We start from the raw sequence: 13080 nt of genomic DNA, 5'->3' as shown, positions 1-13080 counted from the left end.
GACAATGAAAAATACAAAGCGCTGGACGATTCTCATTCTTATCCTTGGGGCATGGGCGCTGGTGTTGGCGCAGTCCTGCGACCGGACGGCGAAGCGGGCGGACGGGTCGTCGTCCGCGGTCGAGAAGGATGGGGAGCAGGCCAAAGAAGACGGCGATGCAGCGGCCGCTGAGGGTGATCTTCCGGGCGAGGCCGCCCCGGGGACCATCGCGGTGGAGAGCCCCGGGCCGTCGGCGCCAGCGGTGTTTTTCTTGGCCGGCCTAAAGGGCTATTTGGAGCCCTGCGGTTGCAGCGCCGAGATCTTGCTCGGCGGCATCGAGCGCCTCACTGGCTATGTGGACGCGGCTCAGAAACTTCATCCGGCGTCCACGATGCTCGACGGCGGCGATATGCTCTTTGAGTTCGCCGAGATTGAGGAGCACGATATCCCGCAGGTCAAGGCGAAGGCCGAGGTGATCGTGGCGGCCCAGAAGCGTTTTGGCACGCAGGTGACGGTGCCCGGCGAGCTCGACTTTGCCCTGGGCAGTGCGTTTTATCTCGAAAAACTCGAGGCCGCCGGGGTCGAGCCGATCGCTGCGAACCTGACGATCGCGGGCAAGAAGTTGGAGGCCGGGCGGATCATCGAGGTCGGTGATATCAAGCTGGGCGTGGTCGGCGCGGTTGAGCCCAGACATTATGAGGGGCTCGAAGATGTGGCGACCACCGAGCCGGTTGAGGCGGTCAAAAAGGCGGTCGCGGCGCTTAAAAAAGATGGCGCCACCACGACCCTTTTGATCATGCATGGCGACCTCGCCGCGACCCGCGCGGTCTTAAACGCGGTCGACGGCATTGACTTTGGGGTCGTGGGCCACGCGCCGCGCGAGAGCGATGAGGTGCAGCAGGCGGGCGGTGGTTTTACGCTCGAAGCCTTCGACCAGGGGCGCTATTTGGGCGTGCTAAAGCTCTATGAGCGCGACGCCCAGGGCGCCTATTCGAACGCCGGCGCGGCGAGCGTCAGCGAGATCGAGAAGTTGGAGCGGGTGATTGAGCATAAGCAGGGGCAGGTGGACCGCTTTCCGCCGTCGAAGCGCCACGAGAACCCGCCTATTTTGGCGCGTCTGCAAGATGATATCAAAGACTTAAAGGAGCAGGTTGTGGCATTGAAGAGCGCGTCGCTAAACGTGCCGGAGAGCGGCAACGCGTTTATTTACCGCCCGATCGCGATGGTGCCCGGATTGCCGATCAACGAGGCGATGGAGTCGGAGCGTCGGGTCTTTAACGAGAGCCTGAAGTCCCTGCAGATGGCGGTGAAGCGTGAGGTTGTTCCGCCCAAAGAGGGCGAGGCGTTCTATGTTGGCACCAATAATTGCGCGACCTGTCACGTGGGGGCGAAGAAGTTCTGGGACGGCACGGCGCATGCGAAGGCGGTGAAGACGCTCGAAGACCGCGACAAGCTCTTCGACCAGAGCTGCATCGGCTGTCACGTGGTGGGCTATGAGAAGCCGGGCGGCAGCGTCATCGGTAAGCTTCACTATGAGGCGAAGCTCGGCGAGCGCACCATCCAGAAGGACCTGGAGAACGTGGGCTGTGAGAATTGCCACGGTCCGGGCTCGGCGCATATGGCGATGCCGGTGGACGCGGCGGGCAAGCCGCAATTTATCAACCCGACCCCGACCGTGACTCAGTGCATGGAATGCCATGTTCCGGAGCATTCGCCGAAGTTCAACTTCGACGCGTATGTCAAAGATATCACCGGCGCCGGCCACGAGTTTAAGTCGAAATAAGGTGTGGCCAGCAACGAAAAAGCCCCGCTCGCGCGGGGCTTTTTTTTATTGGCCGAGGGCCAGCTTTAACTTGTCGGCCTGGTGGCGCGCGATGGACGCCTTGGAGCCGCTGGGGAATCGTTTCAGGTAGTCTTGGTACGCGTTGAGCGCGCCCTGGTGGTCGCCCATATCGCGTTTGGCTTTGCCCAGGCCGATATAGGCGTCGCCGTAGCTCGGGTTTAGGGAGATGGCCTTCTGAAATTGGGCGGCGGCAGCGGGCGGGCGATTCAAGGCGATCAGCGACCAGCCCAGGCCGGTGATGGCCGAGGAGTTGCTGCGGTCGCGGCTTAAGACCTTGTGATATTGCTTGCGCGCCTGCTCGGATTTGCCGGCGTCCAGCGCCTTGCGGGCGCTTTCGAGCAGCTCGGTCACGCTGAGCTCTCTGGGCTTTTCGGGGACCGCTGCCTCGGCGTCCTTGTCCGCTTTAGCGAGGGCGCTGTTGATATGAGGGTGGGCTGCCGCGATGGCGCTGGTGAGTTTTTCATGCTCTGCCGCGAGCGCCTCTTGCTCGGCCTTTTGGGCAGCTAGCGCCTGCTCATCTTCACCGGCGGCTGCGGCTTCGGGGGCGCTCGCCTGGGCGGCTGCGTCGGCCTGCACGGAGGGCGATGCGTTGGCCCCGAGCAGCTCCTGAACGAACGGTGGCTTGAGCAAAAATAGGGAGAGGCCTGCGCCGAGGACGACGGTCGCCGCGATAATGATCGGGGTCTTGCTTCGCGACGGGGTTGAGTCACCGGCGGCGTGGACGATGCTCGGGTGTTGGGCGCTGGGCTCCCGCGTCGTCGATTGTAGGGCGAATGAGCCGCTGACTTCTCGCCCCGGTGGTTCGAACTCGCGCTCTTCGGCGAGCGTGCCTGGCAACTCGCCCAGGCTCCAATTGTCTTCGGGGTCAACGACAGGTTCGGGCACGCCTGCCCCGTAGACGCGCGATGGCGGCGCAGGCGGAGGGGTTTGAGTCGGCGTATGCGCGGGGCGTCGCGGCGCTTCTGGCGGCATTGCTTTTGAGGCGAATGGAGTCTGCGAGCGGGCAGGGTTGGGGCCCGAGGGTTGGCGGGAAGCCGCGTTATGTGTGCCGGATTGCGGGCGTGCAGGCGGCAGCCCGTGTTGTCGAGCGGTGGGCACGCGCGGCTGTGAAGCGAAGTCTCGTGGGACATCTGCCGAGTTCGGTCGCGGCGCACGGGTGCTCGTGAATTCGGCGGTCGGACCGGAGTCCGGCAGCTCCGCCGAGACCTGCTTCTCGCGCGGGGCGCTGATGTTCGCCACGCTCTCTACGGCCTGGAAAATGGGCATGAACTCGCCGATCGAGCCCAGCGCCTTCCAGCCGCGTCCGGTGCGCGAGATCTCGTCGGGTTTGCTGACGACCCCCTGTAAGATCCAATGATGTAATTCGTTGAAGCCCAGGAAATAACGGATGTCGCCGCTGGTGTGGCTGCGGAGCATCCAGCGGCGCTGGGTCTCCTGGTGCAGCGCGGCGTGGGTTTGCATATGAAAAATATGCTCACATTGACTGCACTTCAATGTGCTCGCGCTGCCCCGCAGTTGGCGGGTGTCGATTTCGTAAAGCGTGTCGCATTCGGGACAGCGGATGTCCATATTAAGCACTCCAGCCATGAGTCGACGTGCTGCGCGTTGAGGTGCGTCTGAGCGTCAAAGATGCGTTGGCGTCTTAATCCTCAGCGGCGGCCGGTGTTGCGGTTCCCCGGAGTTCATCGAGTGTTTTTTGAGCGGTCGCGGCGTCCTCGGTACGCCCCATTTCGGTATATACTTTGACGAAGAGCACATAGATCGCCACGCGCTTGGGCTCGAGCAACTTTGCGTTATTGAGCTTTACGCTCGCCGACTGCAGGCGGTTATTCTCGATGGCGAGCTCGGCGTCTGCGATGAGGCGGTCAACCGCCTTGGCGACGTCGGGGCTCACGGCCTCGGCAGAATCCGGCGCAGCCTGGGCTTCGGCGCTGGGTGAGTCTGGGGCGGGCGCGTCATTTGGCGCGGCCACCGGTTGGTCGACCGGCGTGGCGGGCGCCTCGCCGAGGATCGCCGATTTGATATCGTAAACGCCGAGCACCTGGACGGCGAGCAAGACGCCGACGGCGAATAGGAGGCCGGCGATGGGCCATAGGATCAGGTTGGCCTTCGAGCCGCCCGATGAGGCGTGGGAGTCGGTGGGCGTGATGATCTTACGCGGCGGCGCGGGGCTGGGGGATTCCCATCCCTGGGCGCCCGGCGAGGGCGGTTGGGGCGTCGTCGAGCCCGGCTGCGGTGTGAATGATGCCTGGTCGAACGGGCCAGAAGTTGGTGCGCCTGGGGCGCTCGGCGCGGGCGCGCCTGGCAACGGATTGCCCAGGGGCGGGTGCGTCGGGATCGCCGACATCGCGAACGTGCGCTTGCGCGCGGCGGGCTTGCGCTGGAATTGCGGCCAGGCGCTCACCGGATAATAGTCGGCGTCGCCGGCCAATTCGTAGCCGTCGAGCTCTTCGCGGCTCGCGAGCCAATTTTGCAGGCTGTCGTTGTCGCTGAATTCGTAGATTAGGCCGAAGTTTGTCTTAAGCTTCCACGGGCCTTCGTGGGTGGCGTTCGGGCCGAAAGTTTCGGGGGCCGAGGCCTCGTCGGGGCCGGGTTGCGCGGGCTGTGACGACGGAATCGATGGTGGCGCGGGCATCGAAGGCGCGGCAGGTTGCGCCGGCGTGGTGTTGGCCGGAGCGTGCTGCGGCTGCGGCGGGCTCTTCGGCGGGGGCGACGCGTGGGCGAAGGGGTTCTCCTCGGGCGCCAGGCGCTCGGTATGTGCCGAGGCTTCGAGTTGCGTGCGCAGGGGTGCGTGCTCGCGGGTGTCCGAGTTCGAGTCCACATTTTGTGCGGGCGTCGGGTCGTTAAAGACCATATGATCGAAGGTGTCACCCGAGATGATTTCGGTGGAGGCGAAGTCGTCCGCCTCGTCGTCGGGTTCGTGTTGGGCGCGCAACCTCGCGATGTCGGGGTTCGACATCTCTACGGTGCCGTCGACAGAATCATTCTGGCCGCCAAAGCCCAGGGCCTTGGGGATATCCGGTGCGCTCATGACCTCGGTGGCTGCGCCGACATCGTCATTGGCCCAGTCGCTGCTCGGCGCCATCTGGTTGACCAAATCGCGCAGCGCGGGGGCTTTAGCGACGGAAGTTTTATCTTCAAACGCGTCCAGAGCCTCCGTATCGGGGGCGTCGGGAGTGTCCGGGTAGACGATGAATTTATGTTTACACGAGGGACACGTGATCTTTCCCCCGGAGGCGGGTACGTTCGCGTCTTTGACGCGATATCGAGAATCGCAATTCGGGCACTGAACAATCATTCGGGAAGCTGCTCTGTCACGGGCAATGTGGGGACGAGTCGTTGTCGGAACGCTCCTTGTGAGCGCCGAGTTCGCCGGGCAAGAGTCCGAGGCCAGCGGCGGCGTCGGTCTAGCGAGCGAGGTCGCTCAAGCGATTGAGGTTATTAAATCACACCATGGGGGGGTGTGCAAGAAGATAGGCTATTGAGAGGCCTAGGCGTGGGAACAAGCAGATATCTGAAGTTTTTTGGTGAAAGGCTATGCTAGATTGTGCGAGAAATCGCGATTAACGAAGCGGATGGAGCGGATGGAGCTGGCTATGGTGGATGATACGCGGTGGGTCGGGGCGAAGATTGAGTGGCAGCGTCGCGGGCGGGTGAGGCTGCGGCGGCTATCGTCGGCAGACCTTGGGCTGCTGTCGCAGGCGCGCGGGGCGACGATGGGGCGCGCGCAGATCTTCGAGGCGTGGCCGAAGCCTGCCAGCGTCGATGCGTTGATGCGCGAGTATCCCGAGCTGCAGTTGGCCGTGGAGGTTGACCAGCGGGTGGTCGGTGGGCTGCTTTGTCAGCCGGTTCGAAGCGCGTCGGCAGAGGTGTTGCACCCATGGTCGCGGCGCGAGCCGTTGGTTGCGCGAGCCGAAGAGAAGCGAAGCTCAGGCGAGGAGGTGTTGCGCGGCACCGGCGCGGTTCTGCTCGCCTCGGTCTCTGCGCGTGAGGCGCAGATGGCGCTGCGCGTGGGGCGTCAATTGTTGGTGCAGCAACGTGGGGCTGAATCGACGATCAGCGTGGTACGGTCGGTGGGTTGGCGCGACTGGAGTGAGGCGCGCGGGCCGGTGAGCGCAGAGGCCTATTTGCAGCAGGTGCACGCGCGCGCGGTCGAGGACGCGCGTTTGAGCGTGTTTTTGGACGCGGGCTATGTGATGCGGGGCTATTGGCAGGTGGGTGATGCGATCGATGTGATGATGTGTTGGACGTACCGTGCTCATTGAGTTGAGCCCGATAGTTTTTGGCAGCAAGAAATACTAAAACTCGCCGATTTGGCGAGTTTTAGTATTTTTCTAAACTACGGTGCTACGCGTGTGCCGGGCGATCAGCCACCGACAGCAGCGGTAAGCAGGCCGGAAGCATCGATCTGAAGCGTGATCAGAATCGTGATAACGAACGCGTAGATGACCAGCGACTCGATGAGAGCCAGGCCGAGAATGAGGGGGGTGAAGAGCTTGTCAGCAGCACCCGGGTTGCGAGCGATACCTTCGAGAGCGGCAGCAGCGGCTTTAGCCTGAGCGAGCGCGCCACCGAAAGCGGCGAGGCCGATACCGAAGCCTGCAGCGATCGCCATCATCGAGAACATCGAGTAGATGTTGGCGGAAGCGGCGGCATCCTGAGCGAATGCGGTGCTGCTGGTAAGGGCGATGACTGCGAACGTGCTCACGAAAGCGATAACCTGATTCTTGGACAACATAAACGAATCCTCCTGACTCCGGCGCTTCATTGGAGTTGCGGCCGTATGCCGCGTGCGCCTGGGTTGATTTGGTGAACGAATAATGGTGATGAAAAAATTTATGAGATGCTCTGTTTATGGGAGCATCAACGCACTCAAGCGCGCCCTGTTAGTGCGAATCGTGCGAGACTGCAAGTGAGATATAAATTGTTGTGAGTAGGCAGAAGACCAGGGTCTGAATGGTGGAGACCAAAAGACCGAGGAAAAGGAACGGAACAGGCAGCAAAAACGGCACTGAGAGCATCTCACTGGCGAGTTGGCCGAACATTCCGACGACCATATGGTCACCGGTCATATTACCGGCGAGACGAATGGCGAGGCTGACGGGGCGGAAAATATGTCCGATCAGCTCGATCACGAGCATCAGCGGCGCGATAAACCAGATCGGCCCGAGGAAATGCTTAAGGTAGCCGATTCCGTGTTCGCGGAAGCCTGCGATATTATAGGTCACGAAGACCACCGCGGAGCAGGCGAGGCTGGTGTTGAGGTTGGAGGTCGGCGGAGCGAGTCCGGGGACCAGGCCCATCAGGTTGCCCAGGAAGATGAAGACCGCCAGGGAGGCGATCAGCGGGAAATACCGCCGGGCGTTCTCCTTGCCCATCATATCGGTCATCATGCCGAGGACGGCGCCGAAGATCAGCTCAAAGAAGTTGCGAACGCTAAATTTCCCCTCGGGGATCATCGCGGTTTCTTTGTTGGTGAATTTGCCGCGGGCGATGAGCCCCAGCGTCACGATGATCGCGATGAGCACCAGGGTCATAACGATATGGGTCACGCCAACGTCGGCGCCGGGTTTCAGCAGCGGGTTGCCGAAGACGTCGTTATAACTCCCGTGCGCAAGCTCGGGCGAAAATAGGTCGATAAAGGTTTGATCTGCCATCGGTTTATAAGCTCTCGGTGTCGTCTTGGTTGGCGTCTTCGTGCGGGGCGCTGGAGCGGTTCATGACCACGACAGCCTGCCACACGATGGCCAATAAAAACGTGCTATACCCAATGATATAGCCGATAACATCAGCGCCGACGATCGCGATAAAGACGTACGTCAGCACGAATAAAAGAAATAATTTAATCAGCAAAATCGCTGACCAGCGTCCGGTGCCGGTTTCGCCCTTTTGGGCGGATGCGACCATCTTGCCGCTGACCCACGCGACGACGCGCAGGTTAAATGCACTTACCATCGTCCCTAGAAGGGTTGCGCCGGCAAATTCCGCAGTTAGCACCAACCACCCGAGGGCAGCCAGCGCCACTCCGATGATGATCGTCTTGGAAACGAGTCCGTTGACGAATGTGGTTCCAAATGAGGTCATCTTGGACCCTGGTGTTATTTCAAAAAGCGTTTCGTGACCCGGTAGATGTGCCACAGGGCGGCGAGCATGCCCAGAAGTATCAAACTAACCACGCCCCAGGGGGTGGTGCCGAACTTCTCGTCAACCCAGAAGCCTATCACGCTTCCACCGACCACTAATGAGACAAATTCGAAGCCCATGGCGCCGTAAATTCCCAACATCTTTAGTTGGGAGGGGGCACCGGAATCATCGCGGCGATTATCGTCGTTTTCCGAGTCATTCACCTGATTCCCCGTGCGCATTCTGAAGAAACAATGTTTGCGCTATAAAATCGGCTCGAATTGTCACGTGTACCGCCGCATTTATAGCCAGCGGTCCGTTCGCGGCGACTCACTAACATAGGGGTATAGGGGCGTCAACTGCTTATAGGGTGATCTCCAAAGGGTAATTGAGTAGGCGCGCCCGTGGGTCGCGCGAGCGCTTCTGTGACTGCGACGCCGACTATGCGTTGGCGAGCGTGTGCCGGATGCGGTCGACCTCGATCGAGGGGGCGAAGATCGGCAGGCTCAAGACTTCGTCGCAGGCGGCCGTGGCCTGGGGTAGCGTGTCCGGATAGCGCGGGCATTCGCGATAAGGCGGCATCTGGTGGAGGCTCTCGCGATAGTAAATGGCGCTGGGGATGCCCGCGTCTGCCAGTCGCTTTTGAAGGGCGGGGCGATCGGCGGTGCGCAGCGTATATTGGTTATAGGTGTGCAAGCAGCGCGGCGCTTCGTCTGGGACGGTGATCTCGTCGAGGTCGCCAAGGGCGTGGTGATAGCGCTTGGCGAGGTCGCGGCGTTGGGCGATCCAGGCGTCGAGGCGGGGGAGCTTGACGCTGAGGACGGCGGCCTGGATGGCGTCGAGGCGGAAGTTTCCGCCGATGCGTTGCTGGCGAAATTTCGGTTGGCTGCCGTGGTTGCATAGCAGTCGGATGCGCTCGGCCAGCTCGGGGTTATGGCAGGCGATGAGTCCGCCGTCGCCGAGTGCGCCGAGGTTTTTGGTGGGGAAGAAGCTATAGCAGCCGACGTGGCCCATCGCGCCCGCCTGCTGGGGGCCGGAGCCGGGGAGGTCGAAGGTGGCGCCCATGGCCTGCGCGCAATCCTCAATCACATAGAGGTCGTTTTGCCGGGCGAAGGCGAGGATCTTCTCCATATCGCAGGTCTGGCCGAAGATATGCACCGGCATGATCGCGCGAGTCTTCTCGCTGAGCGCATCTTCGAGCAGCGCGGGGTCGAGGTTAAAGGTCGCGGGATCGATATCGACGAAGACCGGCGTCGCGCCCACGCGCGCGATCACCTCGGCGGAGGCGCAGAAGGTAAAGGGCGTGGTGATCACTTCATCCCCTGGGCCGATCTCAAGGGCCATGAGCGCGGCCAGCAGGGCGTCGGTGCCCGAGGACACGCCGACGGTGTGGGAGACGCCCAGGTAGGCGGCTGCTTCTGCCTCGAATTTCTCTACGAAGGGGCCGCGGATAAACCGGCCGGAGTCGATGACCAGGGCGATCGCCTGGGCGATCTCTTCGCGGATGGGTTCGTGCTGGGCTTGGATGTCGAAAAAAGGAAGTTGGGTCATTTGGGATATTGGGTAGCGTAAGGGTGTTGGGCCTTTGGCCGATGGCGTTGGGCAGCGCGTTGTGTGCGGCGCTTAGACCACCACGACCCGGAATTCGGCCAGCGTGTCGGCAAAGTCAGCAGGGCGTGCGCAGTGATAGACCCAGCGTTGGACCATGTCGTCGGGGACGTAGTTGAGCCAGGGGCCGGGCTGCAAGGATCTCAGCAGCGCTTTGTACTTCGGGGCATCGGTGTCGTCCAAGAATTTCTCGGCGGCGGTCTGGATGGTGAAAATATCGCCGAGCGATTCCGGCGGGGTACCCTTATATTTTAATTTGGATTGAAAATGGCTGATGCCCCCTTTGGTGTTGGTCATGAAGCCGTGGTGCTCCAAAACAGCGTCGAGCAGCCAACCCCAGATGCTGCCGAAGAAATGCTCAATATACCATCCGTCGCGCGCGCCGGTCGGGTGCATCAAGATTGTCTTCTCCTCGACGCCGACAAAGTCGGCGAGGTCTCGGGCGAGGTCGAAAGAATAGCGCGGGCCCATGCGGGAGAGAAAGCTGGGTTCATCCGGGAGGTTATTCGATTGGACGAAGATTTTTTGGTCTTTGACGCGGGTGACCTTTCGTTGCTTTCCGGCCAGGAGGAAGCCGACGTGCGAGGCGCTACTTTCCTCCAGGCGGCTCTTGTCCTTGCGCGATAATAAGGCAGTGCCGACCTGGCGGCCGGTGGTCTCGTCGATGACCTCGACTTCGCCGTCGGGATCGATATGGGTGTGCATCTGCCCGTAGCGATAGTCTCGGCGCGCCGGTTCGTCGGCCACGAATTGGCCGCGGGCGTTGGCGTGGAAATAGCCTTCGCGTCGCATCGTTTCGAGGACCGCGCGGCAATCCGCGCGGGTCCATTCAGCGGCGACATCGGGCGGGAGTCGTTTGTGTAGGACCCGATCCGAGACCCAGTTGTCGGGGTTTTGGAAGAGCAATGAGGTCGCTTGTTGGGGCAGAATCGACGGGCGAAAGGGGATCGCTTCGACGAAGAGTTGACCCGCGCGCGCGCATTTTACGAGGTGCTCAAAGCGCTGCAAATCAAAGGCCGACGCGTAGAGGCACGTCACCTGGATGTCGCCGCCGCGTCGGTTGCTGCGTCCGATCCGCTGTGTGAATGAGGCGACATTCGCGGGTGGATTGAGCAAGACGACGCGGTCGACGTTGCCGATGTCGATGCCCAATTCGAGGGTCATCGTGGCGACGCAGACGCCGTGGGTCGCGTTGAGGAAGCCGCGCTCGGCGCGAAGTCGCTCGGGTTTGGCCAGGCTTCCGTGGTGCGCGAAGACCGGCAGGCCGTCTTCGGCGGCCAATAGGGCGGCGATATATTCGACTTCGTCACGTTTATTGGCGAAGACCAGAATCTTACTGCCTAGCTGATTCTGGGTGAGGCGATAAATACTCGCCGCGGCGTCGCGCATCCGGTGAAATTGTTCGTATTCGACGCTCAGGTCGCGGTCGCGGCCACCCTGGACGCGCAATATCTCTAAATCCTCGGGGGAGTTGGGCTGGGCGAATTCGAGCCCCAGGCGCTCGGCCTGCGGGGCGGTGGCCGAGGCGCAGCAAATCTGCAGGTTGGGGCGAAAGCTTTTGATGCGCGCGACGAGCGCGCGCGTATGGTCGCCGCGATTGCCCCCATCGAGCAGATGAACCTCATCGAGGAAGATCGATTCGACGTGTTTGAGGCCGTGCGGTTTTCGGCTGAGGAGTGAATCCAGGGATTCCGGAGTGGTGATCAGGACATTTGGCGGGCGATCCGGGTCGAAATTTGGGCTGTCGCCACTTTTGAGATCCACGCTCAGATTGCAGGCCTGGATCGGCCTTCGCACGCGTCGCAAAAAGTCGTTGCATAGTGCACGGGTGGGGCAGAGGATGATGACGCGTAAAAAACGCTGCGCGGTGGATTTTCTCGCAGCGCGCTGCATGGTTCGCTCGAGCATCGGGCCGAGCAGGGCTTCGGTCTTTCCCGAGGCGGTCGCCGCGCAGAGGACCACTGATTTCCCCTCAACGATCGGTTTGATCGCGGCGAGTTGGGGGTCGGTGAGGCGGCCGAATCGCCCGAAGAAGGCGTGCCAGACGTGCGGCAAAAGCCGGCGCGCCTCGCGTTCGCCGAAGTCCCCCTTGGGCGCGCGCGCAGGGCTATATTCGAGCGCGTCTTCAAGGCCCGCGAAGGGGTCATCCTGCAGCGCGAACGACTTATCGGAGGAACTCGTCATGCGTAGAGGCCTCGCAGATCTTGGACGACGCGCTTCATATCGTGGGGGCGATGTGTGGCGAGGTCGAGGAACTCGACGATGAATTTCATTGCCTGGCGTGGGTTTTCGACATAACCCGAGCCGAGCAATCCGGCGACGACTTTTCCGAGGGCGCCGACGACGCGTTCATCGATGATGGATTCGGGGCGGGCGCGGCGATAATAGGTGAAGACCCGCTCTACAAGTGCCTGATAGTCCTCGAGTTTCAGCGGGTTGAGCTCGGCGATGGCGCTCGCAGGGACCGCTTCGCCCAGCGCCTCAAGCCCCTCGGTATTCGGGGTCATCGCGAAGACGGTATAGAGCCCGGGGCCGGCGAAGATCGCTGCGTCGCTATTCGCTGGGCCAGCGGAGGTCGGCATCGGATATTGCGGCGGCAAATCCTGCAGGATCCCGCTGCCGCCGAGGCTTAGCTCCGAGGGGTCGAAGGGCAAGATATCGTCATCGTTGCCGACCGACGCCCAGGTGAGCGCCTTAAATAGATTACGCGCGTATTCGCGGTTTTCGCTCGACAGAAGCGAGTAAAACTCGGCCTCATCGACCAGGATAACCCAGCCGTTATAGCCGAGTTGGCGAGCCATCGCGGAGAGGCCGCTGAGCAGATAACCGTAGATTCGAGCCCAGGGGCGGTAGTCCTTCATGCTGAAGATATGGCCGCGGTTGCCGAGCACTCCGCGCAGGTCTTCGTTGATCTCGGTGGTCGAGATCGTCGGGTGTCCTTCGAGCCAATCGAAGAGCAGGCGAAGGATATGCTCCTGGGTTTCGCGATTGAGATCTTCGGTGTCGGCCAGTCGTTTGAGGTAGCGAAGGGCGGTCGTAATATAGAGGTGAGCGCCGCTTTCGAGGTTGTTTCGAACCTGTCCCTTGGCGTTTGCCTGAAATGCGTCGAGCGCGGCGGGAGCGTTGAGCGCGCGCTCAAAGAGCGGTTGCAACCCGCGAGCGGGGCCGTCGGAGTCGGGCAGATCCGGGTATTGAAGCGAGTGGATCAATTCGCGATAGACGCGTTTGGGGTGGCTGGGGGCGGTCTCTTCGGGGTTGAGGACGACGTGTGAGACCAGGTAATTCTGGCGCAGCGCGTGTTGGCCGATCAACTCGAGCAGATGTGTTTTGCCCGCGCCGTAGCCGCCTAAAAAGGCGCGCACCGCGCCGCCGTTTTCGGTGGCGCGCGTGAGATCGCTCTGGACCAGGGCCACCTCGGCCTCGCGCCCGACGGTATAGGCGTCCAGCGACGCGCTCGGAACCACGCCCAGGCGCATGGCTTCCAGGGTGCGTGAGGCGCGAATGCTTGTCTCAAGATTCTTATTCAT

The 13080-nt window shown here is 61.8% G+C and carries 11 protein-coding genes; 2 read left to right on the top strand and 9 right to left on the bottom strand.

Translation table 11 applies throughout. From position 1 onward, the window contains the following. Positions 1-4: 4 nt before the first annotated feature. Entirely contained in the window at positions 5-1762 is a 1758-nt protein-coding gene (locus DN745_RS15025) for a multiheme c-type cytochrome (protein ID WP_111336086.1), read from the top strand. Positions 1763-1807: 45 nt separating this feature from the next. Here the strand turns inward: DN745_RS15025 and DN745_RS15020 are convergent, their stop codons facing one another. After that, positions 1808-3391 (bottom strand): zinc-ribbon domain-containing protein, encoded by a 1584-nt coding sequence (locus DN745_RS15020; RefSeq protein WP_162687703.1) that lies wholly within the window; start codon positions 3389-3391, stop codon positions 1808-1810. A 73-nt stretch (positions 3392-3464) separates the two neighbouring features. Then, the gene (locus DN745_RS15015; protein ID WP_111336082.1) at positions 3465-5120 is read right to left on the bottom strand and encodes a zinc-ribbon domain-containing protein; all 1656 of its coding nucleotides are present in this window, start codon (positions 5118-5120) and stop codon (positions 3465-3467) included. Positions 5121-5418: 298 nt separating this feature from the next. On the opposite strand from DN745_RS15015, the gene DN745_RS15010 reads away from it, so the two are divergent. Beyond that, positions 5419-6087, top strand: coding sequence for a hypothetical protein (locus tag DN745_RS15010; RefSeq protein WP_133622005.1), 669 nt, complete (start codon positions 5419-5421; stop codon positions 6085-6087). A gap of 101 nt (positions 6088-6188) precedes the next feature. Here DN745_RS15010 and DN745_RS15005 read toward each other — a convergent pair whose 3' ends face one another. From DN745_RS15005 to DN745_RS14975, 7 genes are all read right to left on the bottom strand, one after another. Next, positions 6189-6560: an ATP synthase F0 subunit C gene (locus DN745_RS15005; RefSeq protein WP_111337735.1), complete on the bottom strand. Its 372-nt coding sequence runs from the start codon at positions 6558-6560 to the stop codon at positions 6189-6191. 148 nt (positions 6561-6708) lie between these two features. Then, positions 6709-7479, bottom strand: coding sequence for a F0F1 ATP synthase subunit A (atpB, locus tag DN745_RS15000; protein ID WP_111336079.1), 771 nt, complete (start codon positions 7477-7479; stop codon positions 6709-6711). Between the two features lie 4 nt (positions 7480-7483). Beyond that, on the bottom strand, positions 7484-7906 hold the full coding sequence (locus tag DN745_RS14995; protein ID WP_111336077.1) for an ATP synthase subunit I: 423 nt from the start codon (positions 7904-7906) through the stop codon (positions 7484-7486). Between the two features lie 14 nt (positions 7907-7920). Further along, a complete protein-coding gene (locus DN745_RS14990; RefSeq protein WP_162687702.1) occupies positions 7921-8169 on the bottom strand; it encodes an AtpZ/AtpI family protein in 249 nt (82 codons plus the stop codon). A gap of 217 nt (positions 8170-8386) precedes the next feature. Then, on the bottom strand, positions 8387-9496 hold the full coding sequence (locus DN745_RS14985; protein WP_111336073.1) for a DegT/DnrJ/EryC1/StrS family aminotransferase: 1110 nt from the start codon (positions 9494-9496) through the stop codon (positions 8387-8389). Between the two features lie 72 nt (positions 9497-9568). Further along, positions 9569-11737 carry a DEAD/DEAH box helicase gene (locus tag DN745_RS14980; RefSeq protein ID WP_111336071.1) on the bottom strand — a complete coding sequence of 723 codons (2169 nt, stop codon included), beginning with the start codon at positions 11735-11737 and terminating at the stop codon, positions 9569-9571. After that, on the bottom strand, positions 11734-13080 hold the full coding sequence (locus DN745_RS14975; protein ID WP_111336069.1) for a BREX system ATP-binding domain-containing protein: 1347 nt from the start codon (positions 13078-13080) through the stop codon (positions 11734-11736). Before DN745_RS14975 ends, DN745_RS14980 begins: the two co-directional genes overlap by 4 nt.

The sequence above is a fragment of the Bradymonas sediminis genome (assembly GCF_003258315.1).
Taxonomy (GTDB): domain Bacteria; phylum Myxococcota_A; class Bradymonadia; order Bradymonadales; family Bradymonadaceae; genus Bradymonas; species Bradymonas sediminis.
Note: the sequence above shows the minus strand (reverse complement) of the source record. Positions and strands in the feature narration are given on the sequence as shown.

Bases quoted from the DNA above. Each gene is read 5' to 3' on its own strand.
- DN745_RS15025 (WP_111336086.1), top strand. From the start codon at position 5: ATGAAAAATACAAAGCGCTGGACGATTCTCATTCTTATCCTTGGGGCA.
- DN745_RS15020 (WP_162687703.1), bottom strand. From the start codon at position 3,391: ATGGACATCCGCTGTCCCGAATGCGACACGCTTTACGAAATCGACACC.
- DN745_RS15015 (WP_111336082.1), bottom strand. From the start codon at position 5,120: ATGATTGTTCAGTGCCCGAATTGCGATTCTCGATATCGCGTCAAAGAC.
- DN745_RS15010 (WP_133622005.1), top strand. From the start codon at position 5,419: ATGGTGGATGATACGCGGTGGGTCGGGGCGAAGATTGAGTGGCAGCGT.
- DN745_RS15005 (WP_111337735.1), bottom strand. From the start codon at position 6,560: ATGTTGTCCAAGAATCAGGTTATCGCTTTCGTGAGCACGTTCGCAGTC.
- atpB (WP_111336079.1), bottom strand. From the start codon at position 7,479: ATGGCAGATCAAACCTTTATCGACCTATTTTCGCCCGAGCTTGCGCAC.
- DN745_RS14995 (WP_111336077.1), bottom strand. From the start codon at position 7,906: ATGACCTCATTTGGAACCACATTCGTCAACGGACTCGTTTCCAAGACG.
- DN745_RS14985 (WP_111336073.1), bottom strand. From the start codon at position 9,496: ATGACCCAACTTCCTTTTTTCGACATCCAAGCCCAGCACGAACCCATC.
- DN745_RS14980 (WP_111336071.1), bottom strand. From the start codon at position 11,737: ATGACGAGTTCCTCCGATAAGTCGTTCGCGCTGCAGGATGACCCCTTC.
- DN745_RS14975 (WP_111336069.1), bottom strand. From the start codon at position 13,080: ATGAATAAGAATCTTGAGACAAGCATTCGCGCCTCACGCACCCTGGAA.